The 26952-nt window shown below is 65.2% G+C and carries 22 protein-coding genes and 1 pseudogene; 10 read left to right on the top strand and 13 right to left on the bottom strand.

The genetic code is table 11. From position 1 onward, the window contains the following. The first annotated feature begins 47 nt into the window (after window positions 1-47). The gene (locus tag I6F38_RS29595) at window positions 48-971 is read left to right on the top strand and encodes an ABC transporter ATP-binding protein (protein ID WP_225162871.1); all 924 of its coding nucleotides are present in this window, start codon (window positions 48-50) and stop codon (window positions 969-971) included. Beyond that, window positions 968-1729, top strand: a complete 762-nt coding sequence (locus I6F38_RS29590; protein ID WP_028342160.1) for an ABC transporter permease — start codon at window positions 968-970, stop codon at window positions 1727-1729. Before I6F38_RS29595 ends, I6F38_RS29590 begins: the two co-directional genes overlap by 4 nt. Window positions 1730-1960: 231 nt before the next feature. Here I6F38_RS29590 and I6F38_RS29585 read toward each other — a convergent pair whose 3' ends face one another. Continuing rightward, complete coding sequence (locus I6F38_RS29585) at window positions 1961-2290, bottom strand: hypothetical protein (RefSeq protein WP_028342161.1); 330 nt, start codon at window positions 2288-2290, stop codon at window positions 1961-1963. Window positions 2291-2588: 298 nt separating this feature from the next. On the opposite strand from I6F38_RS29585, the gene I6F38_RS29580 reads away from it, so the two are divergent. Continuing rightward, the gene (locus tag I6F38_RS29580) at window positions 2589-3389 is read left to right on the top strand and encodes a L,D-transpeptidase (protein ID WP_225162867.1); all 801 of its coding nucleotides are present in this window, start codon (window positions 2589-2591) and stop codon (window positions 3387-3389) included. Between the two features lie 477 nt (window positions 3390-3866). Further along, window positions 3867-4715 carry an alpha/beta fold hydrolase gene (locus I6F38_RS29575; protein ID WP_225162866.1) on the top strand — a complete coding sequence of 283 codons (849 nt, stop codon included), beginning with the start codon at window positions 3867-3869 and terminating at the stop codon, window positions 4713-4715. Between the two features lie 92 nt (window positions 4716-4807). On the opposite strand, the gene I6F38_RS29570 is transcribed toward I6F38_RS29575, so the two are convergent. Then, window positions 4808-5365, bottom strand: coding sequence for a DUF308 domain-containing protein (locus I6F38_RS29570; protein WP_225162865.1), 558 nt, complete (start codon window positions 5363-5365; stop codon window positions 4808-4810). 134 nt (window positions 5366-5499) lie between these two features. Here I6F38_RS29570 and I6F38_RS29565 point away from each other — a divergent pair, with 134 nt between their 5' ends. After that, on the top strand, window positions 5500-6087 hold the full coding sequence (locus tag I6F38_RS29565) for a TetR/AcrR family transcriptional regulator (RefSeq protein ID WP_225162864.1): 588 nt from the start codon (window positions 5500-5502) through the stop codon (window positions 6085-6087). 46 nt (window positions 6088-6133) lie between these two features. Here the strand turns inward: I6F38_RS29565 and I6F38_RS29560 are convergent, their stop codons facing one another. Next, on the bottom strand, window positions 6134-8395 hold the full coding sequence (locus I6F38_RS29560) for a fused MFS/spermidine synthase (RefSeq protein ID WP_225162863.1): 2262 nt from the start codon (window positions 8393-8395) through the stop codon (window positions 6134-6136). Between the two features lie 177 nt (window positions 8396-8572). On the opposite strand from I6F38_RS29560, the gene I6F38_RS29555 reads away from it, so the two are divergent. Continuing rightward, on the top strand, window positions 8573-10174 hold the full coding sequence (locus I6F38_RS29555) for an NAD(P)/FAD-dependent oxidoreductase (RefSeq protein ID WP_225162862.1): 1602 nt from the start codon (window positions 8573-8575) through the stop codon (window positions 10172-10174). 263 nt (window positions 10175-10437) lie between these two features. Here the strand turns inward: I6F38_RS29555 and I6F38_RS29550 are convergent, their stop codons facing one another. Further along, complete coding sequence (locus I6F38_RS29550; RefSeq protein ID WP_016841571.1) at window positions 10438-10602, bottom strand: Flp family type IVb pilin; 165 nt, start codon at window positions 10600-10602, stop codon at window positions 10438-10440. A gap of 170 nt (window positions 10603-10772) precedes the next feature. On the opposite strand from I6F38_RS29550, the gene I6F38_RS29545 reads away from it, so the two are divergent. Further along, a complete protein-coding gene (locus tag I6F38_RS29545) occupies window positions 10773-11657 on the top strand; it encodes a 50S ribosomal protein L11 methyltransferase (RefSeq protein WP_225162861.1) in 885 nt (294 codons plus the stop codon). Further along, complete coding sequence (locus I6F38_RS29540) at window positions 11654-12160, top strand: hypothetical protein (protein ID WP_225162860.1); 507 nt, start codon at window positions 11654-11656, stop codon at window positions 12158-12160. The genes I6F38_RS29545 and I6F38_RS29540 overlap by 4 nt, the downstream gene beginning before the upstream one ends. Window positions 12161-12178: 18 nt before the next feature. Here the strand turns inward: I6F38_RS29540 and I6F38_RS29535 are convergent, their stop codons facing one another. Then, window positions 12179-12364 carry a hypothetical protein gene (locus tag I6F38_RS29535; protein WP_225162859.1) on the bottom strand — a complete coding sequence of 62 codons (186 nt, stop codon included), beginning with the start codon at window positions 12362-12364 and terminating at the stop codon, window positions 12179-12181. A gap of 190 nt (window positions 12365-12554) precedes the next feature. Here I6F38_RS29535 and I6F38_RS29530 point away from each other — a divergent pair, with 190 nt between their 5' ends. Both I6F38_RS29530 and I6F38_RS29525 read left to right on the top strand, forming a co-directional pair. Continuing rightward, on the top strand, window positions 12555-14384 hold the full coding sequence (locus tag I6F38_RS29530) for an aminopeptidase P family protein (RefSeq protein ID WP_225162858.1): 1830 nt from the start codon (window positions 12555-12557) through the stop codon (window positions 14382-14384). Between the two features lie 309 nt (window positions 14385-14693). Further along, complete coding sequence (locus I6F38_RS29525; protein WP_225162857.1) at window positions 14694-15971, top strand: multidrug effflux MFS transporter; 1278 nt, start codon at window positions 14694-14696, stop codon at window positions 15969-15971. A 155-nt stretch (window positions 15972-16126) separates the two neighbouring features. Here I6F38_RS29525 and ligA read toward each other — a convergent pair whose 3' ends face one another. From ligA to I6F38_RS29485, 8 genes and pseudogenes are all read right to left on the bottom strand, one after another. Beyond that, on the bottom strand, window positions 16127-18274 hold the full coding sequence (gene ligA, locus I6F38_RS29520) for an NAD-dependent DNA ligase LigA (RefSeq protein ID WP_225162856.1): 2148 nt from the start codon (window positions 18272-18274) through the stop codon (window positions 16127-16129). Between the two features lie 6 nt (window positions 18275-18280). Continuing rightward, window positions 18281-19951 (bottom strand): DNA repair protein RecN, encoded by a 1671-nt coding sequence (gene recN, locus I6F38_RS29515; RefSeq protein ID WP_225162855.1) that lies wholly within the window; start codon window positions 19949-19951, stop codon window positions 18281-18283. 13 nt (window positions 19952-19964) lie between these two features. Beyond that, window positions 19965-20858 (bottom strand): outer membrane protein assembly factor BamD, encoded by an 894-nt coding sequence (locus tag I6F38_RS29510; protein ID WP_092088686.1) that lies wholly within the window; start codon window positions 20856-20858, stop codon window positions 19965-19967. Between the two features lie 273 nt (window positions 20859-21131). Further along, on the bottom strand, window positions 21132-22094 hold the full coding sequence (lpxC, locus tag I6F38_RS29505; protein WP_225162854.1) for a UDP-3-O-acyl-N-acetylglucosamine deacetylase: 963 nt from the start codon (window positions 22092-22094) through the stop codon (window positions 21132-21134). 349 nt (window positions 22095-22443) lie between these two features. Next, a complete protein-coding gene (gene ftsZ, locus I6F38_RS29500) occupies window positions 22444-24234 on the bottom strand; it encodes a cell division protein FtsZ (RefSeq protein ID WP_092088690.1) in 1791 nt (596 codons plus the stop codon). A gap of 89 nt (window positions 24235-24323) precedes the next feature. Continuing rightward, window positions 24324-25640, bottom strand: a complete 1317-nt coding sequence (ftsA, locus tag I6F38_RS29495; protein ID WP_028332543.1) for a cell division protein FtsA — start codon at window positions 25638-25640, stop codon at window positions 24324-24326. Then, window positions 25637-26647: an FtsQ-type POTRA domain-containing protein gene (locus I6F38_RS29490; protein ID WP_225162853.1), complete on the bottom strand. Its 1011-nt coding sequence runs from the start codon at window positions 26645-26647 to the stop codon at window positions 25637-25639. Before I6F38_RS29490 ends, ftsA begins: the two co-directional genes overlap by 4 nt. After that, window positions 26587-26911, bottom strand: a pseudogene (locus I6F38_RS29485) (D-alanine--D-alanine ligase); the annotation flags it as partial. The pseudogene I6F38_RS29485 and the gene I6F38_RS29490, both read right to left, overlap by 61 nt. Window positions 26912-26952: the final 41 nt, after the last annotated feature.

The raw sequence follows: 26952 nt of genomic DNA, 5'->3' as shown, positions 1-26952 counted from the left end.
CCCGGGCCCCAATCCGCGCGCCCCCTCCCTCACGCTTCCGACTCTTCATGTCGCCGATCATTTCCGTATCCAATCTTTCAAAAACCTATGGCTCCGGCTTCAAGGCGCTGAAGGGCATCAATCTCGATATCGTCAAAGGCGAGATCTTCGCGCTGCTCGGGCCGAACGGCGCCGGCAAGACCACGCTGATCAGCATCATTTGCGGCATCGCCAATCCGAGCGAGGGCCGCATCACGATCGGCGGGCACGACATCATCGCCGACTATCGCGCGGCGCGGTCGATGATCGGGCTGGTTCCGCAGGAACTGCACACCGACGCGTTCGAGTCGGTGTGGGCGACCGTCAGCTTCAGCCGCGGCCTGTTCGGCAAGCCGAAGAACCCCGCCCATATCGAGAAGGTGCTGCGCGACCTGTCGCTGTGGGACAAGAAGGACGACAAGATCATCACGCTGTCCGGCGGCATGAAGCGCCGCGTGATGATCGCCAAGGCGCTGTCGCACGAGCCGCAGATCCTGTTCCTCGACGAGCCGACCGCCGGGGTCGACGTCGAATTGCGCAAGGGCATGTGGGAGGTGGTCCGCGCGCTGCAGGCTTCCGGCGTCACCATTATCCTGACCACGCACTACATCGAGGAAGCCGAGGAGATGGCCGACCGCATCGGCGTCATCAACAAGGGCGAGATCATCCTGATCGAGGACAAGGCGACCTTGATGCAGAAGCTCGGCAAGAAGGAGCTGACCCTGCAGTTGCAGAACAAGCTCGAGGCCATTCCCGATGTTCTGTCTGCCTACAATCTCGAATTGTCCGACGACGGCCGCACCGTGACCTACGACTACGATACCAAAGGCGACCGCACCGGCATCACCAGCCTGCTCAACGATCTCCGCAATGCCGGCATCCGCATCTCGGACCTCGATACCAAACAAAGCTCCCTCGAAGACATCTTCGTCAGCCTCGTGAGGGCGCCATGAACTACCGCGCAATCCGGGCCATCTACCTGTTCGAAATGGCGCGCACCTGGCGCACGCTGCTGCAGAGCATCGTCTCGCCGGTGGTGTCGACCTCGCTGTACTTTGTGGTGTTCGGCGCCGCGATCGGCTCGCGCATCACCGAGGTCGAGGGCGTCAGCTACGGTACCTTCATCGTGCCGGGGCTCGTGATGCTATCGGTGCTGACCCAGAGCATCTCCAACGCCTCGTTCGGCATCTACTTCCCGAAATTCGTCGGCACGATCTACGAGATCCTGTCGGCGCCGATCTCCTATTTCGAGATCGTCATCGGCTATGTCGGCGCCGCCGCCACCAAGTCGATCATCCTCGGCCTGATCATCCTGGCGACGGCCGGGCTTTTCGTCCCCTTGCATATCCAGCATCCGGTGTGGATGCTGACCTTCCTGGTGCTGACGGCGGTCACCTTCAGCCTGTTCGGCTTCATCATCGGCATCTGGGCCGATGGCTTCGAGAAGCTGCAGATGATCCCGATGCTGGTGGTGACACCGCTGACCTTCCTCGGCGGCAGCTTCTATTCGGTGAACATGCTGCCGTCGGGCTGGCGCACCATTACGCTGCTCAATCCCGTGGTCTATTTGATCTCCGGCTTCCGCTGGAGCTTCTACGAGATCGCCGATGTCAGCGTGCCGCTGAGCCTCGGCATGACCGTGGGATTCCTCGTGGCCTGCATGGCCATCGTGGCGTGGATATTCAGGACCGGCTACCGGCTGAAGAACTGACTTGCAAGCAAGTCATTCCGGGGCGCGCCTTAGCGCGAACCTCAGATGCGCAATTGCGCATCGGGGAATCTCGCGCTGTCACTTCGAGATTCCGGGTTCATGCTTCGCATGCCCCGGAATGACCCTCGCCCGTAGCAAGGATGGAGCGAAGCGCAATCCGGGACCTTTATCGCCAAGCCCGCAGAACCCGGATTTCGCTTCGCTCCATCCGGGCTACAGGTTCTTCAACGATCAATAGCAGTGGAAATGGCCGTGGCGGTAATAGCCGCGGCAGCGGTGGCCACGGCGGTAACCGCGATCGGGGATGCCGAACACGCCCTTGACCGCGCCCATGGCGCCACCGACACCAGCGCCGACGGCGCCGCCAACCACGCCGCCCACCGGGCCTGCGACCCGATTGCCCTCATAGGCGCCCTCATGAGCGCCGCGGACGATGCCCTGGGCATGGCTTGCATGGGGGACTGCGACCAGCGTCAAAGCGAGGGCTGCGGCCGCAAGCAGGAGCCGCGCGGAGAGGCCGGCTGGGACGACGGCCGCGGTCTTCACCTTGGTGTTGTTCATCTGGATTCCTTGATGCGCGGCGCGAACGCGCCGCCGGGGATTTGTGAAACGCCCATGCGGCCAAATGGTTGCGTGTCGGAGACCGATTGGGCCGTCGTCGCGGCCTGCTCGCGAAAAAGTCAGCCCGCCGTGACTGGCAGGCCCGGCTTCGGCCTTGTTTGCGCCGCGCGCGGGATTAACCATGGCGATTGATCACAGCCTTGGCCCGCCACTGGAACCAAGTTCGGATTCCGTGCATATTGATTGCCGGGGACGGAGAGCCGCGGCTTCGCGAGCAGGCCTGGAGGCCAAAGGTAAAATGCGTTCGTTCCTCATTGCGTTCACGTCCGTGATGCTCTTCACCGCCGGCGCCGCACAGGCCAAGGTCGATATCACCATCGACAAGGACAACCAGCAGATGACCGTCGCGGTCGACGGCGTCGCGCGCTATCACTGGCCGGTCTCGACCGGCATCCCGTCGCGCGAAACGCCGAACGGCAGCTTCCGCGCCTTCCGCATGGAAGAGGATCACTACTCCAAGGAATTCGACGACGCGCCGATGCCGCACTCGATCTTCTTCACCAAGATCGGGCACGCGATTCACGGCACCGACTCGGTGAGCCGCCTCGGCACGCCGGCCTCGCATGGCTGCGTGCGGCTGTCGCGCGAAAACGCAACCACGCTTTACTCGCTGGTCCAGAAGGAAGGCGTGCTCAACACCACCGTGACGCTGACCGGCTCGTCGCAGGTCGCGCTGGCGCGCAATCCGCGTGGGCGCAATGGCACCGCCGTCGCCCGCCGCGCGCCGCAGCAATATGACGAGCAGTACGGCACCGCCGCCGCCGGCGATCCGGTCGTGCTGACGCCGCAGCCGCGAGACTATCCGGCGCAGGCCCGCACCGATGACGGCTACATCTATCCGGCCGACGGCAGCTCGACCGATCGCCGCTATCCTGCACCGCCGTCAAGCCGCCGCGTCTACGATGCGCAGGCCTATGGCCAGCAGCAGCAGCAGCAGTACTACGGCAATCAGGGCTACGCACCGGCGCCGCAGGGCTACTACCAGCCGCGCCCCGCCTATCAGCCGCGCGGCTTCTACGGCAACACCTATCAGGATTAGTGTGCTGAATGCGAAGTTCGTGCGATTTCGCGGCAGCCACTTTCACGAACTTCGCATTCATAAAGCACACTAGAATCATAAGTTTGCTAGTGTCCTTATCGAATCCGAAGTTCGCTCCGAAGGTGCGGCAAATGATGCGAACTTCGGATTCGGGACACTAGAGCGTTTTCGAGCGAAGTGGGCGCCGGTTCGCGTCAAGAAAACGCGTCAAAAGAAATCTGCCGCGCGCTCCTCGTCCGCTGACGGCGCCGCAGGCAGCGCCGTCAGTTCACGCTCCCCTCACCCGCTTGTGACCGTCGGAAAGGCCGCCCGTCATCGTGCGCCGTGGCCCGTCGTCGCGTCGTCATCTGATTGTAAAACTAGCCCGATATTCGGCGGCACAAGCGCCCGCCTGGCCCCTGGAGGCCGATTCACGCGGCATGCCCGATGAAATCAGGGCGAGAAGCGCGGGTCACGTAGGCAAGATCAGAGGTCGACATGAAACGGGGCATCATTGTCCTTTGCCTGTGCGTCGTGGCGATGGCCGCTTATTTCACGACGGACAGATGGGCCATCCGTCACACGACGCTGACGTTCCACGACGTTCTGCGCGACGACCGCGACGTCACGGTCGAGGTCGCGGTGCGCCGCGACCGGCAAATGCAGGCAATGGCCGAGATGATCGAGCTGCCGGTCGCGATCTTGAGCCACGGCAACACCGTCAAGAACACCGAGTACTCGTTCCTCACCAATTTGTTCGCGTCGCGCGGCTACCTCGTGGTCAGCATTCAGCATGATCTCGACACCGACGCGCCGATGGTTACCAAGGTCGGCGAGGAATATGTCGGCCGCCGCATGCAGTACAATCGCGGCGTCTTCAACATCATGTATGCGATCGACGAGCTCAAGAAGGTCTATCCGAACGCAAACTATCGCCAGCTGACGTTGATCGGCCATTCCAACGGCGGCGACATCTCGATGTTCTTCGCCAAGCAGCATCCCGACCTGGTGAAGAAGGTCGTCACGCTGGACAATCTGCGCGTCCCCTTCATCACCGACGGCAGGATCAAGATCCTCTCGTTCCGCTCCAGGGATCCGGTGTTCAAGGCCGATCCCGGCGTCGTGCCGGACGACGAGACCTGTGCGAGACTCGGCATCAAGGTGGTCAGAACCGAATTCCAGCACAACGATCTCAGCGACCGCGGCCCGGACAGCGCGAAGTCGTCGATCCAGGCCGGCGTGGAGCAATTCCTCGACGAGGATGCCGGCGAGAGCACGCCGACGATGCCGCTGCTCGCTGCCTCGACGCCCGCCTCCGCGAGTGCGGCGCCGCCAGAGAACAAATAGTCGCGTCGCGCTGAAGGCGAGCTGGCGCTCTCCGTCGGACAGCTCTCCGTTCCGATTGAATCGGAACGGAGCTCTAGCTTCTTGCTTTGACTCTAGGCGCGCGCGTGGCGATAGCCGGCAGCAACGAGCCAGATTGCGGAAAGCAGGAAATAGAACGCGCCGAAGCCCGCATAGGGAGCGACGTCGAGAATGGTCGGCGCAACGGTGCCGATGGACTGGCTGATCATGTAGCCGCCGGCGAGTGCCGACTGTGCGCCACTGAGGATCATCGCCCATTGCGCACCATAATGACGCCAGCGCCTGACGCCGGTGTACAATTGCAGCACGCCCGCGAGGATCGCCCAAACCCCGAACACGGCCAGGACGGCATAGCTGCTGTGGCTGAGCGCCACGATCACGGCAAGCGTCGTGATCGCGCTGACCGCGACATTCAGGGCCTGGGATGGGTTGGCCTTCAGCCCGCCATTGACCCGGGCATCAGCCAGATTGGCGATGCCGTCCCACGCCGGGTAGATCACGAGCAGCAGCGCGGCAGGGCCGGCTTGGTCGTTGAACAGAACGGCGGCGGCGACCCAGGCGACCGAGAAGATGGCGCGCCCGAGATAATAGGATCGCAGCCAGGTGGATTGGGTCGAAAGTTGGCTTTGCATTGACAGGCTCCTTGTTTATATTCCTACTAGTAGGTAGACAACAATTCCGAGTCAATCTGGCGCTCGGACGCCCTGTGAGGAGAGGAAAGCCTTGATTTATCTTGTGGATTTACCTACTGGAAGGTAGGCATGACGTGAACGTGATGACTTCGACTTCTGAAAAAATTCTCGACGTCGCGCAGCCCCTCATTGTCGCGGGGGGCTATAACGGCTTCAGCTATGCCGACATCTCCGATGCCATCGGCATCCGGAAGGCGAGCATCCACCATCACTTCCCGACCAAGGCCGAGCTGGTCTCGGCGCTGGTGGATCGCTACCGGCAGCAGACCGAGCTGGGCCTGAAGTCGCTTCGGGAGCAATTCGCAAGCCCGGCCGACCAACTGCAGGCTTACGTGAACTTCTGGCAGGCGTGCATCGACGATGCCTCGCTGCCGTTCTGCGTCTGCGCGATGCTTGCCGGCGAGATGCCGATGTTGCCGGACGAGGTCGCCTCGCGCGTCCGCGCCCATTTCCATCATCTTGCGGGATGGCTCAGCTCGGTGCTGCAGGCCGGCGCGGAACAGCATCTGTTCCGGCTGGACAAGCGGCCGGACGAGGAGGCCCAGATGCTGATGGCATCGGTTCATGGGGCAATGCTCTCGGCGAGGGCTTTCGACAATCCCGGAATGTTTGCCGCGATCGTCAAGCCCCAGTTCGCCAGACTGCTGGTAGCCGATCGCTAGAGAATTATCGCGCGGAAGCCGCCGCGATTGGTTCGGCTTGCAGGTCCTACTGCTCGCCGTCGCGCAGTCGGCGGTACACCGCTCCAAGCACGTTCGAATAGTCGTCGGTCCAGACCCGCTGCTTCTCGTCGGCTTCGGTCTCGGTCCAGACATCCGACGATGCGAGCTTGCCGACGTCTTCCTCCTCGCGCGCGGAGACCACGACCGAGGTCGAGAAGATGTACTCGTTGTCGCGGCCGGAATCCTCGCTGTAGACCCAGCTCTTCATGTCGTTGGCGTCGGCAATGCCGACCACGACGCTGGCAAGTTCGAGGTGACGGTTGGAGACGTGCATCACGACCGCGCCCTGCGGCGCCAGCTTCTCCTTGTAGATCGCCATCGCCTCCTCGGTCGCGAGATGGATCGGGATCGCGTCCGACGAATAGGCGTCGACGATGATCAGATCGTAGGCGCCGTCCGGCTCCTTGGCGAAGGTCAGTCGCGCGTCGCCGATGACAGGCTTGAGGTTCGGCTCGCAGTTCTGGATGTAGGTGAAGTATTTCGGATCGCGCGCGGTATCGACCATCGACTGGTCGATCTCGAAGAAGCGCCAGTCCTCGCCGGGGGCCGACGCGCAGGTCAGCGTCCCCGAACCTAGCCCGATCACCGCCACCTTCAGCGGCGCGCCCTTACGCTCGCGGATCGCTGATATCGCCCGCCCGATGCCGCCGTCCTTGTGATAGTAGCTGATCGGTTCGGGCATTCCGGCGACCGGCGTGCCGTCATCGTTCTTGAACTTCTCGGCGCCATGGATCGTGGTGCCGTGCATCAGCACGTGATACTGCCCGTTCGGCGTCACCACGATCTTGTGCACGCCGAAGAAGCTGCGCACGGTTTCGACGCGGCCGTCGTCGGATGGATAGGCACGCAGCACCACCAGCGCGACCACGACGGTGGCGAAGATCTTCCAGCGATTGGCGTTCAGCGCGAGCGCCAGCAGCGCCGAGAGCACGCCGACCGCGCCGATCACCCAGACCCGGTGCACGTCGAACCAGTTGAAGATGTCGCCGGCCGAATAGCTCGGCGCGATCAGCGCCACCGCCAGCACCGCGAGGAACGGCCAGTACCAGGCGCTCCAGCGCGGCAGCCGCTCCGCGCCGCCGGGCGGACGGCATAGCGCCGCGAGCGCCAGCAGGATCGGATATTCGGCGACCCACGAGAAAGTAAAAGGCGCAATAAGCCCCGCGAACAGGCCGCCGACCATGCCGCCGAACGACAGCGCGACGTAGAAGCCGGTGAGATATTTCGCCGCCGGGCGGGTGCGCGCGAGCTCGCCGTGACAGGCCATCGCGATGATGAAGAAGCAGAGCTGATGGCCACCGAGCGTGAGCAGCAGGTTCTGCTCGCCGCCGACCGCAAGCAGGATCACGACGCCGGCAATCGCCAGCGGCTGCGCCAGCAGCATCCATTTGTGCGGCAATAGCGGCCGCGACTGGAACACCAGCACCCAGGTCAAGAGATACAGCGACAGTGGCAGCACCCAGAGCAGGGGCGCGGCGGCGACGTCGGTCGAGATATGCGCCGTTACCGCGATCAAGAGGCCGGACGGCACCGCGGCGAGGAAGATCCAGCGCGCCCGCAGCGGCCAGGACGGCGCCGGCGCATTGGCGTCATCGACCTGCATGTCGAGGGCGGCATTGGCCGGCGACCGCAACAGCAGCAGGCCGCACCCCGCGATCAGCACGATCAACAGACCATAGCCGCCAGTCCAGATCAGGTTCTGGGTGCGCAAAGTGAACATCGGCTCGAGCAGCACCGGATAGGACAACAGCGCGAGGAAGCTGCCGATGTTCGAGGATGCGTAGAGGAAATACGGATCGGGGCCGTTCGGGTGGCCGGTGCGCACGAACCAGGCCTGCAGCAGCGGATTGTTGGCGGCGAGCGCGAAGAACGGCAGGCCGATCGAAACCGCGAACAGGCCGAGCAGCCAGATCGCATAGCCGGACGTCGGCGGCTCGCCCCAGCCGCTCCTGATCGCCAGCGGCAAGGTCAGCAACGCGACGACGAGCAGCACCAGATGCACCACGACCGGCGCAATACGGCCGTTCAGCTTCATCAAGAGATGCGCATAGGCGTAGCCGCCGAGCAGCAGCGACTGGAAGAACACCATCGCCACCGACCACACCGCCGGCGAGCCGCCGAGCCGCGGCAGCACCATCTTGGTGAACAGCGGCTGCACCGAGAACAGCAACAGGGCACTGACGAAGATCGCGGCGGTGTAGACAACCAGCACCAGCCGGTTGCGCGAGGCGGTCGGCTCAGACGTCATGAAAGCTCCGGCATGGACCCGGCGGGCGCCGGAGGCGGACAGTCCGGTGGCACCCCACCGGAGGATTTCAGTTGAGCATACGGCACTATCACGGACAAGAAACGGCGGTCACGCGGACTTGACGACGCGGCGCTGCGGCGCCACAGCAGGCTGTAATCACTGCTTCTTGAAGCGGACATGAACGAAACAGACGTCGTCATCATCGGTGCGGGGCACAACGGCCTCACCTGCGCGGCCTATCTCGCGATGGCCGGGCTGCGCGTGAAGGTCGTGGAACGCCGCAAGGTGGTCGGAGGCGCCGCGGTCACCGAAGAATTTTGCCCGGGCTTCCGCAACTCGGTCGCCGCCTACACGGTGAGCCTGCTCAATCCGCAGATCATGTCTGACCTGAAACTTGCCGATCACGGCCTCAGGATCGTCGAGCGGCGCGCGCAGAACTTCCTCCCCGCGCCCGACGGCAGCTATTTGCTGACGGGCGAAGGCCGAACCCGGGAGTCGGTCGAAAAGCTCAGCCAAAAGGACGCGGCCGCAATCGGCGTGTTCTCAGGGGAACTCGAAGCCATCGCAGACGTGCTGCGGCAATTCGTGCTGCGCGCACCGCCGAACCTCGTCGAGGGTTTTGGCATCGGCGCGATCAGCGAGGCCTTCAACGCGCTCGGCACCGCCAACATCCTGCGCCGGCTGTCGATGGAACAGCAGCGCAATCTGCTCGACCTGTTCACGCGATCGGCCGGCGAGATGCTCGACGAGCGCTTCGAGAACGAACTCGTCAAGGCGCTGTTCGGCTTCGATGCCATCGTCGGCAATTATGCCAGCCCCTACGCGGCCGGCTCGGCCTATGTGATGCTGCACCATGCGTTCGGCGAGGTGAACGGCAAGAAGGGCGTCTGGGGCCACGCGATCGGCGGCATGGGTGCGATCACCCAGGCGATGGCGCGTGCCGCGCGCGGCCATGGCGTCGAGATCGAAACCGATGCTGCCGTCCGCGAGGTGATCGTCGAGAAGGAGCGCGCCGTCGGCGTCATCCTCGACAATGACAAGACCGTGCGCGCCAAATACGTCGTCTCGAACGTCAATCCGAAGCTGCTGTACACACGCCTGGTGCCGGAAGGCGCGTTGGCGCCCGAGTTTCGCGCGCGCATCTCACGATGGCGGAACGGGTCCGGCACGTTCAGGATGAATGTGGCGCTAAGCGCCCTGCCCTCGTTCAGCGCGCTGCCCGGTCCCGGCGATCACCTCACTGCGGGGATCATCATCGCTCCCAGCCTCGGCTACATGGATCGCGCCTGGCACGATGCGCGCGAATTCGGCTGGAGCCGCGCCCCGGTCGTCGAGGTGCTGATCCCCTCGACGCTCGACGACAGCCTGAGCCCGCCGGGCCAGCATGTCGCGAGCCTGTTCTGCCAGCACGTCGCGCCGCAACTACCCGACGGCAGATCGTGGGACGATCATCGCGAAGAGGTCGCCGATCTGATGATCGCAACCGTCGACCACTACGCGCCCGGGTTCGCAGGCAGCGTGATCGGCCGCCAGATCCTGTCGCCGCTCGACCTCGAGCGGCAATTCGGCCTGCTCGGCGGCGACATCTTTCACGGCGCGCTGACATTGAACCAATTGTTCTCGGCACGGCCGATGCTCGGCCATGCCGACTATCGCGGACCGCTGAAGGGTCTCTACCATTGCGGTTCCGGCGCCCATCCCGGCGGCGGCGTCACCGGCGCCCCCGGCCACAATGCCGCGCGGGCCATCCTGGCCGACCATCGCGCGCTGTTCTCGTAGACGACGCACCGCGCGCCGCGGGATAAGCTGTGGACAGGCGTGTTGAGAAGCTGTGGGCCTGCGGTGGACGGCGGCCTTGCCTCAAGCCGGAATAACCGGTGGACGCCACTGTGGAGCGGCTGTGCGATGGACGCTGACAATCCCGGGACAACGCTGTTGACGTCTTGTCGAGAAGCTGCGCGTGGCTCTGTGGACAACCGGCCAAAAAGAAAGCACCGGGCGACAAGTCGCCCGGTGCTTCCCTGAGAACGCCGTTCGAGAAATTACTTCAGCGAGCCGCTGATCGAGTTGAAGGTCCCGCTCAGTGCCGTGCCGACGCCATTCACCGCAGCGATGATGGCGATGGCGATACCGGTTGCGATCAGTCCGTATTCGATGGCGGTCGCGCCGGATTCATTCCGCAAAAACTTAACGATAAAAGCCTTCATTGCAGCCCTGCCCTTGGTTGTGATGCCTTGGAACGAAGGGTGTTCCCAGTTCCGCCACCCTAGTAGTACGGCAACATCTAAGGTTGTCTGAACCGGGAACCTCTCAATTCTCGCGATATTCGATTGAATCCGGCTTGAAATTTTAACAAAAACCGCGCTACCGGCCTCCGATGACCCCGTCCACACACCGCGCCAGCGTCACCCTTCCAGATGAATCGACCGCAAAGCGCGTGGTAGACACGCTTTCCGAGCTGTTTTTCGAGGATCAGGCGGCGTTTGCGGCCTTCGAGCGGCCGGATGGCCGCTGGGACGTCACCGTCCATTTTGCCGAGCCGCCGGACCAAAATTTACTGCGCGAGCTGGTCGGCAAAGTGGTGCGGCAGGATGTCGCATCTACTTTAGTCTTTGATACCGTGGAGGCTAAGGACTGGGTCAAGGCCAGCCTGGAGGACCTTGTCCCGGTCGCCGCCGGCCGCTTTATCGTCCACGGCCAGCATGACCGGCACCGGATACCCCCCAACAAGCTCGGGATCGAGATCGAGGCGGCGCTGGCCTTCGGCACCGGCCATCACGGCACCACCCGCGGCTGCCTGCTGCTGCTCGACCACGTGCTGAAGGCGTATCAGCCCCGCCGCGTGCTGGATCTCGGCACCGGGACCGGCGTGTTGGCGATCGCCGCCGCCAAGGCGCTGCACGGCAAGGTGCTGGCAAGCGACATCGACCCGCCGTCGGTCAGGGTCGCCGAGGAGAATGCCCGGCTGAACGGCGCCGGCGATCTGGTGGACGTGATCCGCGCCACCGGCTTTGCCGCTCCGCGCTTCGCCGAGGACGGTCCGTTCGACCTGGTGCTCGCCAACATCCTCGCCAATCCGCTGCGGCAGCTGGCCGGCCCGATGGCGCGCCACCTCGCCTCGTCGGCGCAGGTCATTCTCTCGGGCCTGCTGACGCACCAGGCGCCGGCGGTCATCGCCGCCTACCGTGCCCGCGGGCTGGTGCCGCTGCGGCATCTGAAGATCGAGGGCTGGAGCAGCCTGCTGCTGCGTTTCGTGAAGTGACCGCGACCGGCAGACAGTGCGGCGACTGCACGCTCTGCTGCAAGGTGATGGCGATCGAGGAACTGGCCAAGCCCGCCAACACGTGGTGCCCGCATTGCAAGCCGGGGCGCGGCTGCAGGACCTATCCGGGCCGGCCGGCGGAATGCCGCTCGTTCAGCTGCGTCTGGCTGGCGAACGAGCTGCTGGAGGAGCACTGGAAGCCTTCAAGGTCGAAACTCGTCCTGACCACATCGGAAGATGGTCTTGAGGTCAGATGCGATCCGGGCTTCCCCGACGCCTGGCGCAAAGAGCCGTTTCGCAACGAGCTCAGGGACTGGGCGATCTCCGGCGAGACGCTCGACATGACCGTTGTCGTGATCGCCGGCCAGCGCATGACGCTGGTGACGCCCGAGCGCGAATTCGATCTCGGTATTGTCGGCCCCGATGAGCGGATCGTGCGCGAACTCGAGGACGGCAAGGTCGTCAATGTGACCGTGGCGAAGGCGTCCGATCTGGAACGGTAGCCGCGATCCGTGGGTTGCTTATTCGGGCGCTGGCGAATCGCTGCGGATGGTCTCGACCTTGTCCTGACCGGCCGCGCGCTTGGCGCGCGCCTCAACCAGGCGTTCCAGCATCTGGACGATGACGCCGCGCTGCTTCTGTTCGACCGGCGCGATCGGGCCGCGGCGGACCGGCGGCGAGATCTTCTCAAACGTGAATGCAGGCATCGTGCATCTCCTCACCGTTGAGTTGAAACACTCCTGGACACTCCCCGTACGCTTGACCGTTGACGTGCAGTGGACATCGTCCGGCCAATTCCACTATGCCATATTCAAGCATAAGTTATGCCAAAAATATGGTCATGCTTGACCGCGCTCGCGCGAAGGTCATGCTTCATCCGAAGAGAGTGCGACGGCGATGTTCGAAGCCCATTTCCAGACGTTCGAAGAGCCCGAAGGCGGCGTGGCGCTGACTGCCCGCTTGAGCGCGCTGCGCGAGGAGCTGGCGCGGCGCAAGCTGACCGGATTCGTGGTTCCGCGCGCCGACCAGCAGCAAAATGAATATGTCGCGGCCTCCGAGGAGCGGCTCGCCTGGCTGACCGGCTTCACCGGATCGGCCGGGCTCGCGATCGTGCTGAGCAAGGAGGCCGCCCTGTTCGTCGACGGCCGCTACACGCTGCAGGCCGGCAAGCAGGTCGACCGCAAGGCCTGGCAGGTCGAGCCGCTGGTCGAGCCGCCGCCGGAGCACTGGCTGACCCGGCATCTGGCGGCCGGCGACCGCCTAGGATTTGACCCCTGGCTGCACACTTCTGCGGCAGCCGAACGACTGGCAGCGGCCTGCGCCAAGGCCGGCGCGGAACTGGTCGCCGTCGACAGCAATCCGCTCGACGCGATCTGGCACGAGCGGCCAGCACCGCCGCTCGGCCCGGTTACGATCCACGGCGCGCAGTTTTCCGGGGAGATCGAAGCCGAGAAGCTCAAGCGCATCCGGCTCGAGATCAACAAGCTCGGCGTCGACGCGCTGGTGCTGTCCGACAGCCACGCGGTCGCCTGGACCTTCAACATTCGCGGCGCCGACGTCTCGCATACGCCGCTGCCGCTGTCCTATGCGCTGGTACCGAAGGAAGGCCGGCCGCTGGTGTTCATCGATCAGCGCAAGCTGTCCAACTCGACACGCGACCATCTCGAGCAATCGGCCGATGTCGAGCAGCCCGCGGCGCTGGCGGCAAAACTCACCGAGCTCGCCAAGCGCGGCGCCTCGATCGCGCTCGACAACGCGACCGCAGCCGACGCCCTGAGCCGCCTGATCGCGGGTGCCGGCGGCAAGCCGATGCGCGGCAGCGATCCGGTCAGCCTCTTGAAGGCGGTCAAGAACGTCACCGAGATCGAGGGCACGCGCACGGCGCATCAGCGCGACGCGGTGGCGCTGGTGCGTTTCCTCGCCTGGATCGATCGCGAGGCGCCCTCCGGCAGCCTCACCGAGATCGATACCGTCGAGGCGCTGGAGACGTTCCGCCGCCAGACCGGCGCGCTGAAGGACGTCTCCTTCCCGACCATCGCCGGCACCGGACCGAACGGCGCCATCGTGCACTACCGCGTGACGCGCAAAAGCAACCGCCGCATCGAGCCCGGCGATCTCCTGCTGATCGATTCCGGCGCACAATATGAGGACGGCACCACCGACGTCACCCGCACCATCGCGATCGGTAAGCCGACCGACGAGATGCGCGACCGCTTCACCCGCGTGCTGCGCGGCCATATCGCGATCGCCCGCGCGATCTTCCCCGATGGCACCACCGGCGCGCAGCTCGACACGCTGGCGCGGCAATATCTCTGGCAGGCCGGGATCGATTTCGAGCACGGCACCGGCCACGGCGTCGGCAGCTATCTCAGCGTCCATGAAGGGCCGGCGCGGATTTCCAAGCTCGGCACCACGCCGCTGAAGCGCGGCATGATCCTGTCCAACGAGCCCGGCTACTACAAGACCGACGCCTACGGCATAAGGATCGAGAACCTCGAGCTCGTGATCGGCACCGACATTGCCGGCGCCGAGAAGCCGATCAATGCATTCGAGACGCTGACGCTGGCGCCGATCGATCGCCGTCTGATCGAGGTCAGCTTGCTGAGCCCGGACGAACTGGCCTGGCTCAACGACTACCACGCCCGCGTCGCGCATGTGGTGCGTCCGCATCTCGACGACAACGCCACCAAGCTGTGGCTGGATGAGGCGACGGCGGCGCTGAAGTAGCGGCGCCCTCCAGGCATCCGCACACTCGACGTCGTCCCCCCTAACGCTCGGTGTCATCCCCCGCGAAAGCGGAGGATCGATCCAGTACACCGCGGCCTATCAATTCAAATACGCCTGCCTCTGGAATACTGGGTCCCCTGCTTTCGCGGAGGACGACAGCGGAATTCGCAGCTGACGACATTGGGTTTATTGCGCGAGACGAAACATCGTCACCGCGTCTCCTGAAATCGCATGGGCGTATGCCGAAACACCCGTATTCCGCGCGGACGGGCACGCTACAGTCTTTCCACAATGCTGGATCGGACCTGAATGCACGGCGTGATGGGCAAGCCGCCCGGCGCGGCCAAAGACAACATCGCGACATCGAAGGTCATGCTGCTGATGCTCGTCGTGATGACGGGCGTGGCGCCGATCTCGCTCTACATGCTGGTGCCGGCGCTGCCGGTGCTGGCGACCACCTTTGGCCGCGACATCTCTATCGCGCAGATGACCGTGTCGCTCTACATGGTCGGCATCGCGCTTTCACAGCTGATCATGGGGCCGCTGTCCGACAGGTTCGGCCGCCGGCCGGTGCTGCTCGCGGGCCTCGGCCTGATGGTGGTGGCCGGCGTCGGCTCGGTGTTCGCCGAGACCCTGCCGCAACTGATCGCGGCGCGCTTCTTCCAGGCGCTCGGCGGCGCCAGCGGCATGGTGATCAGCCGTGCCATCATCCGCGATCTCTATCCGCGCGAGCGGGTCGGCGCCATGATCAGCCTCGTCGTCGCCGCATTGATGATCGCGCAGATGGTGAGCCCGCTGACCGGCGGCCTGCTGGAGACCACATTCGGCTGGCGCGCGATCCTCTATCTCATCACCGCGGCGTCGTTGATCACCACGATCTTCATCGCGCTGGCGCTGCCGGAAACCCGCCGCGACCGCGCCGAGAGCTCCAGCTTCCGCGGCGACCTCGGCAAGCTGATGACGAGCCGCGCCTTCGTCGGCTATCTATTGTGCCAGGTATTGGCGTCGCAGATCATCTTCGCCTTCGCCGGCGGCGGCCCTTACATCGTGGTGACCCAGATGGGCCGGACCAGCGCCGAGTATGGCGCGTGGTTCGCGATGACGGGGTTCGGCTACTTCGTCGGCAATCTCCTGTGCGTGCGCTTCGCGCCGCGGCACTCGCTGGAGAAACTGATCTGGTTCGGCCTTGCCCTGCAGGTCGGCGGCAGCCTGTTGAACCTGGTCTGGAGTTTTACTGGAGTAAACCAGGCCCCGCTCTGGCTGTTCGGCACCCAGATGATCGTGATGATCGCCAACGCCTTCGTGATGGCCAATTCCGCCGCCGGCGCGATCAGCATCCGGCCCGAAGCCGCTGGTACCGCCTCGGGCGCCATGGGGTTCCTGCAGCAGGGCATCGGCTCGCTGATCTCGCAATTCGGCGCCTATCTCGGCGGCCACTCCACCACGACGCTGCCGCTGACCGCGGCGATCTTCGCGATCTCGATCGCCTGCGCCTGCACCATGATCTTCGTCGTGCCGCGGCGGCAGGTGGTGGTGAGCGAGGAGCTGATCGCGCAGGCCGAGGAGGATGAGCAGGGGATGATGTGAGAGCGGCACTGGCGCCACACCGCAACTCGTCATCCCCGCGCATGCGGGGATCCAGCACGCCGCGGCCTATCGGCTCAACAATGACTGTCTTTTGAATACTGGGTCCCCCGCTTTCGCGGAGGACGACAGTGGAGGAACGCGGCGCGGCGGCGCCCCTACTCCCCGATCAGCTTCAGCCACTCGTCCTCGGTCAGCACCTGGACGCCGTGCTTCTGCGCTTCGGCAAGCTTCGAGCCGGCGCCCGGCCCCGCGACGACGTAGTCGGTCTTCTTCGACACCGAACCGGCCGCTTTGGCGCCCAGCCGTTCGGCCGTCGCCTTGGCCTCGTCGCGCGTCATCTTTTCGAGCGATCCGGTGAACACCACGGTCTTGCCGGCCACCGCCGAATTGCTCTTCGGCTTCTCGGCGTCGATGATCTCGTCGAGCTCCCCGGTCAGCCGCTCGACGATGCCGCGATTGTGGCTCTCGCCGAAATAGTCGGCGATGCTCTTGATCACGGTGTCGCCGATCTGGTCGAGCGCATCCATCTCCGCCATCGCTTCCTCGTCGCCCTTGGCGACCTTGAGGCAGGCATCGTGGAACGCGTCCCAGGAGCCATAGCCGCGCGCCAGTGCCAGCGCGGTGGTCTCGCCGACATGGCGCATGCCGAGCGCGTAGATGAAGCGCTCCAGGCCAATCCTGCGGCGGCTGTCGATCGCGGCGAACAGATTGCGCACCGAGGTCTCGCCATAGCCTTCGATGCCCTCGAGCTTCAGCTTCGCGTTGCGCTTTTGCAGCGTGAAGATATCAGCCGGCTCCTTGACCCATCCCTCGTCGAAGAAATATTGCAACTGCTTCACGCCGAGACCGTCGATGTCGAAGGCGCGGCGCGACACGAACAGAATGAGGTGTTCGACCTTCTGGAACGGACAGGCGAACTCGCCGGTACAGCGGGCGCGCGAGCCCTCCTCGCCGGCCGCGGTCTCCTCACGCACCACGTCGGTGTGCAGCGGACACGGGCATTTCTTCGGGAAGTGGAATTCCTTCGCATTCTTCGGCCGCTTGTCGATCACGACGTCGACGACCTGCGGGATCACGTCGCCGGCGCGCTGGATCACCACGGTGTCGCCGATCCTGATGTCGCGCCCCTCGCGCAGCACCTCGCCCTTGTTGCCGATGCCCTTGATGTAGTCCTCATTGTGCAGCGTGACGTTCTGCACGATTACGCCGCCGACACCGACCGGCTCGAGCTTGCCGACCGGTGTGAATGAGCCGGTGCGCCCGACCTGGATCTCGATGTCGCGCAAAACCGTCATGGCGCGCTCGGCCGGGAATTTGTGCGCGATCGCCCAGCGCGGCGTGCGTGACACGAAGCCGAGCCGCTCCTGCCAGTCGATGCGATCGACCTTGTAGACGACGCCGTCGATGTCGTAGTCGAGCTCGGCGCGCTGCTCCTCGATCTTGCGATGGAACGCGACCAGCTCCTCGACCGAGTGACACAATTTGGTCAGTGGATTGGTCTTGAAGCCGCACCGCTCGAACCAGTGGATCATGCCGGTCTGGGTATCCTCCGGCAGCGCGCTCATCTCGCCCCAGGCGTAGGCGAAGAAGCCGAGCGGCCGCGAGGCAGTGATTGCGGGATCCTTCTGCCGCAGCGAACCGGCCGCCGAATTGCGCGGATTGGCGAAGATGGTGTCGCCGGCCGCCTTCTGCCGCTCGTTCAGCGCAAGGAACGCCTTCTTGGTCATGTAGACCTCGCCGCGCACCTCGCAGATGTCAGGCACGTTGCGGCCCTTCAGCTTCTGCGGCACGTCCTCGAGCGTGCGGATGTTGGCGGTGACGTCCTCACCCTCGGTGCCGTCGCCGCGGGTTGCCGCAGTGACGAGCTCGCCGCCCTCGTAGCGCAGCGACATCGAGAGCCCGTCGATCTTCGGCTCGGCAGAGAAATCGATCCTGTCATCCGGCAGCTTGAGGAAGCGCGTGATGCGCCCGACGAAGTCGACCACGTCGGCTTCCGCGAACGCGTTGTCGAGCGACAGCATCGGCAGCGAATGGCGAACCTTCCGGAAGCGCCCCGACGGCGCGGCGCCGACCTTCTGCGACGGCGATTCCGCGGTGACGAATTCAGGGAAGCGTTTCTCGATCGCATTGTAACGCTGCCGCAGCGCGTCGTATTCGGCGTCGGTGACGCTCGGCGCATCGTCCTGATAGTAGCGCTTGTCGTGACCTTCGAGCTCGAGCGCAAGGCGCATCAACTCGACCTTGGCCTGGGCCTTGGTGAGCTTGTCGACGTCGACCAGCGCTTTCTTGGCTTTGGTGGCCATCGGCGACTAACTCGCCGCCCGGAGCAGCCGTTCCGCGGCCGCCCTCGCCTCCGCAGTGATCTCGGCGCCGGCCAGCATGCGCGCGATCTCTTCGCGGCGGTGGTCGGCGGCGAGCGCGTTGACGCGGGTGGCGACCCGCTTGCCCTTGTCGAGCGCGTCCTTGGAGATCAGGAGATGCTGGCTGGCGCGGGCGGCAACCTGTGGCGCGTGCGTCACCGCCATCACCTGCACCTTGCCGGCGAGGCGCGCCAGCCGCGAGCCGATCGCATCGGCCACCGCGCCGCCGACGCCTGTGTCGATTTCGTCGAACACCAAGGTCGGCGCCGAGCCGCGATCGGCCAGCACGACCTTGAGCGCCAGCAGGAAGCGCGACAGTTCGCCGCCGGAGGCGACCTTCATCATCGGCCCCGGCTTGGTGCCCGGATTGGTCTGCACCCAGAACTCGACACGGTCGATGCCCTGCGGCCCCGGCGCGGCCGCGTTGCTCTCGACCTGGGTCATGAACTTCGCGCGCTCGAGCTTGAGCGGCGCAAGCTCGGCGTTGACGGCCTTGTTGAGCTTCTCGGCGGCCTTGGTGCGCGCCGCCGACAGTTTGGCGGCAGCTGCCGCATAGCGCTTGTCGGCTTCACCGGCGGCCGCTTCCAGCTTCTTCAGCTGGTCGGCGCCGGCATCGATCAGCGCGACGTCGCCGGCATATTGCGCCGCCAGCGCGGCCAGCAGATCGACCGGCGTCGAATATTTACGTGAGGCGGCGCGCAGCGCGAACAGCCGCTCCTCGATGCGCTCCAGCTCGGCCGGATCGAAATCGGTCGCCGCCAGCGCGGCGTTGAGATGCTGGTCGGCCTCTTCCAGCGCGTTGATCGCAATATCGATCGCCTTGACCGCGGGCTCGATCAGCGCAGGCGCATTGGCGGCGCGCCGCTCCAGCCGCCGTACCGCGGCCGACAGCGACGCCACTGGCGAATGCGAGCCGCCGATCGCCTCCTGCGCCTCGCGCAGATCGGTTGCGATCTTCTCGCCCTGCATCATGGTGGTGCGGCGACCCGCGAGCTCGGTCTCCTCGCCTTCCTTCGGCGCCAGCGTCTTCAATTCCTGCGAGGCATGGCGCAGATAGTCCGCCTCGCGCGCGGCGCGCTCCATGCCGGCGCGATGCTCGTCGAGATCGGCATTGGCGGTCCGCCTGATATCCCACAGCGCTTCCAGCGCCGCGACGTCCTTCTCGTGTCCGGCGAAGGCGTCGAGCAGCTGGCGATGGGTGGAGGCGTCGACCAGCGCGCGCTCGTCATGCTGACCGTGGATCTCGACCAGCGCGGCACCGACCGCCTTCAGGGTCTGCACGCTGATCGCCTGATCGTTGATGAAGGCGCGGGTGCGGCCATCGGCGAGCTGCACGCGGCGCAGGATCATCTCACCGGTGTCGTCGAGGCCGTTCTCGGCCAGGATCCCGGCCGCCGGATGCCCCTTCGGGACGTCGAACATGGCGGTGACCTGCCCTTGTTCGGCGCCGTGGCGCACCAGTCCGGCATCGCCGCGGCCGCCGAGCGCCAGCGCAAAGGCATCGAGCAGGATGGATTTGCCTGCGCCGGTTTCGCCGGTCAGCACCGCGAGGCCACGGGAAAATTCGATATCGAGCCGTTCGATCAGGACGATGTCACGGATCGACAGACGCGCCAGCATGCGAGGACAATTCCTAGCCGAGACCTATCTTCTTGAAGGTCCTGCTGATCCAGGATCCCTGATTCTCGCTCGGCTCGAGACCGCCGGACTTTACTAGATTATATGCGTCCTTGTACCAGCGGCTGTCTGGAAAATTGTGGCCGAGCACCGCGGCCGCGGTCTGCGCCTCGCCGGCGATGCCGATCGCCATGTAGGCCTCGGTGAGGCGGTAGAGCGCCTCCTCGACGTGGCGCGTGGTCTGGTACTGCGTGACCACGGTCTTGAAGCGGTTGATCGCGGCGGTGAAGTCGCGCTTGCCCATGTAATAGCGCCCGACCGCCATTTCCTTGCCGGCGAGCTGGTCTCGCGCAGCCTGGATCTTGGACTTGGCCTGGGTGGCGTATTCCGAGGTCGGATATTTGCGGACCACCTCTTCGAGCGCCGCGATCGCCTTCTCGGTGCGGCTCTGGTCGCGCGAGATGTCCGGGATCTGGTCGAAATGCGAGGCCGCGATCAGGTACTGGGCGTAGGACGCGTCTGGGCTGCCGGGATGCAGCGTGACGTAGCGGGTGGCAGAGCCGATGCAGCTGTCGTAGTCGCCCGCCTGGTAGAACGAATAGGCCGACATCAGGAGCGATTTGCGCGCCCAGTCGGAATAGGGATGCTGACGGTCGACTTCCTCGAACTTCTTCGAGGCGGCCTTCAGGTCCTTCTTCTCGTTCATCATGTACAAGCCCTCATTGTAGAGCTTGTCCGCGGGCTCATCGACGAACGTGTCGTCCTTGGCCATGAACTTGTCCCACAGCGCGCCGGTGCCGCAGCCGCTGAGCGGCATGGCCAGCACGATCAGGCCCGCCGCAAAACGCAGCGTGCGCGCGGCCTTGGTCAGGCCGGAGACGTCAGAAGAATTGCGTGATTCGAGCGCCATACGCATTGCCGACATGACTTTTAAAACCTGACGCCTTTGATGCGGTTAACGGCGACCCCACTCCACCCATGAACCGCGGTCATGGATGCAATATTTCCAGTGCCTTGACTGCCGTTACTCGCAACCGCAGGCCTGCTTAGCCGAAAAATGACCGTGGACCAACCGAATAGGGAGCCATTCCGCCGGGAATAAGGCGACCCGACGAAGCTCACAGCCTGCTGTGGTTATTACGGAAATTGGACCCGACCGGCCAGGCGATCAGGACTTGGGCGATCAGGACACGTCCGGGCCATAGGCCGGGGCGACGAGGCCGCCCACGGTGCCCGCACCGGCTTCGACATGGCCACGGGCCGGCCGCCGAGCCGTCTCCGATTCGACCACCCGCCAGGCGCTGCGGTCGGCAAGAAGCGCCTTCAGCACCGCGTTGTTGAGCTTGTGGCCGCCCCGTACCGAACGGTAGGCGCCGAGCAGCGGCAGGCCGGCCAGCGCCAGATCGCCGATCACGTCGAGCACCTTGTGGCGGGCGCATTCGTCGGCGTAGCGCAGGCCCTCGGCGTTGAGCAGACGGGCCTCGTCGAACACCACGGTGTTGTCGAAGGACGCGCCGAGCGCGAAGCCCGCGCCCCACAGCCGCGCTACGTCGCTCATGCAGCCGAACGTGCGGGCCCGTGCGACCTCGCGGCGGAAACCTTCCGGCGACAGATCGAAGGTGAAGGTCTGGCGGCCAATCACCTGGTTGGTGAAATCGATCTCGACTTCGGTGCGGAACCCGCCGGCGAACGGACGCAGCTCGCCAACCGATTCGCCGATCTTGACCTGCACCGGCTTCAAAACCTGGATGAAGCGGCGGACGCCGGGCTGGGTCACAATGCCGGCCTGATCGATGGCCGCGACGAACGCTGCAGCGCTGCCGTCCATGATCGGAACTTCGGCGCCATCGACTTCGATGGTGGCGTTGTCGACGCCCATGCCGCGCAGCGCCGCGAGCACGTGCTCGGCGGTGGAAACCAGCGGCCCTTCGCGGTCACCCAGCACCGTCGCGAACTCGGTCGCGATCACCGCATCGGCGGTGGCCACGACTTCGCGGTCGGAACCGTCGAGACCGGTGCGGACAAAAATGAAACCCGCATCAACAGGTGCAGGTCCCAGGGTGAGACTGACAGGAAGACCGGAATGAACGCCTACGCCAGTCACGGTGGCTTGCGACCGAAGCGTTGTTTGACGGCTGAACTTCATTCGATAATGCCCACTACCGACTTCACTCAATTCAAGTGGCCAAATTTCCCCAAGGCCGACTCGCTTGAGCTCCCCAAGTCACGGCAGACCATAGTCACGGCCCTAAACCGCGCCAACTCACGCTTCTTTACCGATTGTTACCCCATCTCCGCCGCATTCACGCCCAAGGTAAACCAAACTACGGCAGCGAAAGCGGTCCTCGGCGAGCCGCCATCTGACCACCGAAAGAATAATTAATCATTTAAAATCAGTTGCTTGTTCATCCGGCGCGATCGCCTGCCTGCGACAAGGAGAAGGCCCCGGCGGTTCCCCGCCGAGGCCTTCTTCGCGGCCAAGATTGTAACAAACTTCAGTTTGCCTGCCGGCGCAGGAAGGCCGGGATATCAAGATGGTCGTCGCCCTGTGGCGCTGGGGCAACAGGTGCCTGGCGGCCATGAGCGTCCAGACCCTGCGGCGCTGGGCGTTTTGCATATTCGGATACCGGCGATTCGTTCGCCGAGATCTGCTGGGCGACGCTGCGGGCCGGCTTGCGCTCGGGCAGCGGCGGCATCGTCGGCATGGCCGGACCGGAGCTACGGGCCGCGATCGGCGGCTCGGTCTCTTCGTCGCGGCGGCCGAGGCCGACATTGGCCAGCCGCTGCAGCAGCGACAGGCGGGTCTTCTGCGGGTGTTCCGGTTCGCCGTCACCGCTGGCCTGGCGGATTTCGGCCTGCGCCGGCATCGGCAGATCCTCGAACTTCGGCATCCGCGGAGCACGGACCGGCGACCGTTCCGCCGCCTGCGGGATGAAGGTCTCGGGCGGCATCGGCTCATGCTGCTCGGCCCGGGCGGCCTCGTGGTCCGGGAACAGCGAGGGCTTCTGGGCAATCGGCCGCACGGTGACGTCACCGTAGGAGGCCGGCTGCATCGGCGCCTGGGCAGCCGGCGCGCTGTCGGGAGCAACCGCGGCGGCGATCGCCGCGAGCGCGGCGCGCTCGACGGCCGGACGCTGCTGCGGAGCGGCGGGAGCTGCAATCGGGGCGACCGTCACGCCGGTCGGCGGTTCCAGCTTCTGGGCACGCTCGGCCATGCGCTGATTGTCGGCACGCAGGCGGGCGGTCAGATCGGCCAGCCGGCTCTCCGGCGAACCGCCCGACTGCTGCGCGGCGGGAGCCTGGGCGCGGGAGGCGATCGCGGCCTGCTCGATACCGGTTGCGACCACCGAGACGCGAATGACGCCGTCGAGCGATTCGTCGAAGGTGGCACCGACGATGATGTTGGCGTCGGCGTCGACCTCCTCGCGGATGCGGGTGGCGGCTTCGTCGACCTCGAAAAGGGTCAGGTCCTTGCCGCCCGTGATCGAGATCAAGAGGCCGCGGGCGCCCTTCATCGAGCTGTCGTCGATCAGCGGGTTGGCGATCGCGGCTTCCGCGGCGGTCAGCGCGCGCTTCTCGCCGGTGGCTTCGCCGGTGCCCATCATCGCCTTGCCCATTTCACGCATCACGGCGCGGACGTCGGCGAAGTCGAGGTTGATCAGACCTTCCTTGACCATCAGGTCGGTGATGCAGGCGACGCCCGAGTAGAGCACCTGGTCGGCCATCGCGAAGGCGTCGGCGAAGGTGGTCTTCTCGTTGGCGACCCGGAACAGGTTCTGGTTCGGGATGATCAGCAGCGTGTCGACCACCTTGTGCAGCTCGGCGATGCCGTGCTCGGCGGTGCGCATGCGGCGCTGACCTTCGAAGTGGAACGGCTTCGTCACCACGCCGACGGTGAGGATTCCCATCTCGCGAGCGGCCTTGGCGATCACGGGTGCAGCACCGGTGCCGGTGCCGCCGCCCATGCCGGCGGTGACGAACACCATGTTGGCGCCGGTGAGGTGATCGCGCAGCTCGTCCATGACCTCCTGCGCGGCCGCAGCGCCGACGTCGGGCTGCGAACCGGCGCCGAGGCCCTGGGTGACCTGGGTGCCCATCTGCACGATGCGCTGCGCCTTCGACATGGTCAGCGCCTGCGCGTCGGTGTTGGCTACGACGAAGTCGACGCCCTGCAACCCGGCGGTGATCATGTTGTTGACGGCATTACCACCCGCGCCGCCGACGCCGAAGACGGTGATCCGCGGTTTCAGCTCGCTGATGTCAGGGGGTGTCAGATTGAGTGCCATGGTTGCCTCTCTCGATTATGCGCGCGTTGGTTCGTCCCGGCCGCTGGCCGCCGGAGCTGGTGAAAATGCAGTGAGCCGGGGTGCGGTCATCAGAAGCCCTCGCGAAGCCATCGTCCGACCTTTCCGAAGTAACCGTCTGTCCCTGTCCTGAGCTGCCGCGTGCGCCGCGGTTCGACATGTTCAAGATGTGCGTATTGCGGATAGACCAGGAGGCCCGTCGGCACCGAGAATGAGGCGCCCTTCGCCTCGTTCGGCAGCCGGCCGAAGCCGAGCGGACGGCCGATGCGGACCTGACGGTTCAGGATGCGGGTGGCAAGCTCGACGGTGCCGGTGAGCTGCGAGGCGCCGCCGCTCAGCACGACGCGCGCCCTCGGCTCTGCCGCAAAGGGGGAATCCGCGAGCCGGTCACGGACCATTTCGAAAATCTCCTCGGCGCGATGCCGGACAATGTTCGCAATCGTGGCGCGGGACACGATTTGCGGTGTCTCCCGATCATCGCCTGCAGTGGGAACGGACATCAGCTCGCGCGAGTCCGAACCGCCGGTCAGCACCGTTCCGTATAAGGTCTTGATTCGCTCGGCATCCGCAATGCATGCGCCGATGCCGCGCGCAAGGTCCATCGTGATGTGTTGCCCGCCCAGCGCAAATCCGGATGCGTGCACGAGACGTCCGCCGGAGTATGTCGCGATCGTGGTCGATCCCGCGCCCATCTCGACGACGGCAGCGCCGAGATCGGCTTCGTCGTCGGTCAGCACCGAGAGACCCGCGACATAGGGGCTCGACGCCATGGCTTCGACGTTGAGATGGCAGCGCTCGACAACCAGCATCAGGTTCTTGGCGACCGTCGCGTCCGACGTCACCACGTTCATGTCGACGCCGAACTGGCGCGCCACCATGCCTCTGGGATCGCGAATGCCCTTGACGCCGTCGAGCGCGTAGCCGACCGGCAGCGCGTGCAGCACGGTGCGGCCGGCGCCCGCGGCGTGGCGCATGCCGGCGGACGTGACGCGGCTGATATCGTCCGAGGTGACCGAGCCGCCGCGGATATCGGCCGCGGCTTCGACCAGCTGGCCGTGCTGCCGGCCGCCGGAGACCGACAGCAGGACGGATTCGACACGGACCTTGGCCATGCGTTCGGCCAGCGCCACCGCGTGACGCACCGCCTTCTCGCATTCGGCGAGATCGACGACGGAGCCGGCCTTGACGCCGCGCGACTGGATCTGGCTGTAGCCGATCAATTCGACCGCATGGGTGCGTCCGCGCAGCGCCTCGTTCGGCGGCGACGGCCTCAGCCGCGCGATCATGCAGGCGATCTTGCTGGAGCCGACATCAAGCGAAGCCACCATCGCGGTGCGCTTCTGCATCGGGCGGGTCTTCGGGGTCAGGTTGCGATCGAGGCCGGTCATGCGGAGTCACCGGCCTTCTTCTTGGACTTCTTGTCCTTGAACAGCTCGTCGCGCGCCTTGCCGGCGTCCTCGGACAATTGCACGATCAGCCGATCGGGCAGCCGCATGTCGACGGCGACAATGTCGCGCGAGAACAGTTTCTCGTCCTTGTCGAGCCTGGAGAGCGCAGCGAGCGCGTTGCCGACGTCGTTCTCCGGCAGGCGAACGTCGAGACCGTCCTTGAGGCGCAGGTTCCAGCGCCGCTCGCCGACGAAGATCGCGGCCTTGGTCACCGAACGGACCTGCGGATAACGGTCGAGCAGCGCCAGGAAGTCGTGGGCCCTGACGTCGGCGCCCTTGCCGACCACCAGCGGCAGATTGAGGAAGCGGCGCGAGACGTAGGGCTCGAGCACCGCGCCGTCGGAGGCGATCACCGACAGGCGGCCGTTCTGCTGCCACAGCGCGAAGGCGGTGCGCTCGACGATGTCGATCTGCAGCCGGCCCGGATAGAGCTTCAGGATCGTGGCATCCGCGATCCAGGGATTGGCCTTCAGCTTGGCGCGCACGGTGTCGGCGTCGAGGAACAGCAGCGAGGAGCGGCCGTTGACGCCGCCGATCGCGAGCACCTCGTCCTGGCTCAGCTGCTTGCGGCCGTTGATACCGACGGTGGTGATGCGGAAGCCGGCGGTGTTGGCGAGCGCGTTGCGGGCGTCGCTGAGCGCGGTGGTGAATTCCTCGACATGGCCGCCCTTGACGATGCCGAGGCCCAGGCTGCCGAACAGGATCGCGAGCGTCGCGACCAGCCCGATGCGGCGCGGCAGATAACGTTCGACCATCAGGATGTAGCGGTTCGGCGGCTCGCGATCGATGATGACTTGCGGCCGCTTGGCGGGATGCCGCCTGCGGCGCGCGAGATGGGCGCCGACATACTCGCGCAGCAGCACCGCCGCTCCAATAGCGGCTGCTCTCAGGTCAGCTTGAGGCCCCAGCGATCGCAGCGATCGGGTGAGGCGTCCTGCACCATCCATTGCACGAGCTCGTCACATGTTGCGCCCGCAAACCCCGCGGGTCCCGGCACAAATCACGTCTCGGCTAGACCGGTGGGATTAGAGTGGCCCCCTGTTCCCTGGTTGCGATCCTCGAAGCGGTAATCCGCGACAGCTCACGCCCCGGCAGCCAAGCGCTACATGCGCCGCCAGCGTTAACCTTCGGGCTTCCTGGTAAACAAAGGGTAAATGACTTCGGCCTGGAGCGTGTTTTGACCAACGCTGTGAGTACTTTGCCGCGAACTCGTTAGCATTTTAGCAACAGCGCCCGGGTTCCATCCGGCCGA

Source organism: Bradyrhizobium sp. BRP56 (assembly GCF_020194035.1).
GTDB classification, from domain to species: domain Bacteria; phylum Pseudomonadota; class Alphaproteobacteria; order Rhizobiales; family Xanthobacteraceae; genus Bradyrhizobium; species Bradyrhizobium australafricanum.
Note: the sequence above shows the minus strand (reverse complement) of the source record. Positions and strands in the feature narration are given on the sequence as shown.

Bases quoted from the DNA above. Each gene is read 5' to 3' on its own strand.
- I6F38_RS29595 (WP_225162871.1), top strand. From the start codon at position 48: ATGTCGCCGATCATTTCCGTATCCAATCTTTCAAAAACCTATGGCTCC.
- I6F38_RS29590 (WP_028342160.1), top strand. From the start codon at position 968: ATGAACTACCGCGCAATCCGGGCCATCTACCTGTTCGAAATGGCGCGC.
- I6F38_RS29585 (WP_028342161.1), bottom strand. From the start codon at position 2,290: ATGAACAACACCAAGGTGAAGACCGCGGCCGTCGTCCCAGCCGGCCTC.
- I6F38_RS29580 (WP_225162867.1), top strand. From the start codon at position 2,589: ATGCGTTCGTTCCTCATTGCGTTCACGTCCGTGATGCTCTTCACCGCC.
- I6F38_RS29575 (WP_225162866.1), top strand. From the start codon at position 3,867: ATGAAACGGGGCATCATTGTCCTTTGCCTGTGCGTCGTGGCGATGGCC.
- I6F38_RS29570 (WP_225162865.1), bottom strand. From the start codon at position 5,365: ATGCAAAGCCAACTTTCGACCCAATCCACCTGGCTGCGATCCTATTAT.
- I6F38_RS29560 (WP_225162863.1), bottom strand. From the start codon at position 8,395: ATGACGTCTGAGCCGACCGCCTCGCGCAACCGGCTGGTGCTGGTTGTC.
- I6F38_RS29555 (WP_225162862.1), top strand. From the start codon at position 8,573: ATGAACGAAACAGACGTCGTCATCATCGGTGCGGGGCACAACGGCCTC.
- I6F38_RS29550 (WP_016841571.1), bottom strand. From the start codon at position 10,602: ATGAAGGCTTTTATCGTTAAGTTTTTGCGGAATGAATCCGGCGCGACC.
- I6F38_RS29545 (WP_225162861.1), top strand. From the start codon at position 10,773: ATGACCCCGTCCACACACCGCGCCAGCGTCACCCTTCCAGATGAATCG.
- I6F38_RS29535 (WP_225162859.1), bottom strand. From the start codon at position 12,364: ATGCCTGCATTCACGTTTGAGAAGATCTCGCCGCCGGTCCGCCGCGGC.
- I6F38_RS29530 (WP_225162858.1), top strand. From the start codon at position 12,555: ATGTTCGAAGCCCATTTCCAGACGTTCGAAGAGCCCGAAGGCGGCGTG.
- I6F38_RS29525 (WP_225162857.1), top strand. From the start codon at position 14,694: ATGCACGGCGTGATGGGCAAGCCGCCCGGCGCGGCCAAAGACAACATC.
- ligA (WP_225162856.1), bottom strand. From the start codon at position 18,274: ATGGCCACCAAAGCCAAGAAAGCGCTGGTCGACGTCGACAAGCTCACC.
- recN (WP_225162855.1), bottom strand. From the start codon at position 19,951: ATGCTGGCGCGTCTGTCGATCCGTGACATCGTCCTGATCGAACGGCTC.
- I6F38_RS29510 (WP_092088686.1), bottom strand. From the start codon at position 20,858: ATGGCGCTCGAATCACGCAATTCTTCTGACGTCTCCGGCCTGACCAAG.
- lpxC (WP_225162854.1), bottom strand. From the start codon at position 22,094: ATGAAGTTCAGCCGTCAAACAACGCTTCGGTCGCAAGCCACCGTGACT.
- ftsZ (WP_092088690.1), bottom strand. From the start codon at position 24,234: ATGGCACTCAATCTGACACCCCCTGACATCAGCGAGCTGAAACCGCGG.
- ftsA (WP_028332543.1), bottom strand. From the start codon at position 25,640: ATGACCGGCCTCGATCGCAACCTGACCCCGAAGACCCGCCCGATGCAG.
- I6F38_RS29490 (WP_225162853.1), bottom strand. From the start codon at position 26,647: ATGGATGGTGCAGGACGCCTCACCCGATCGCTGCGATCGCTGGGGCCT.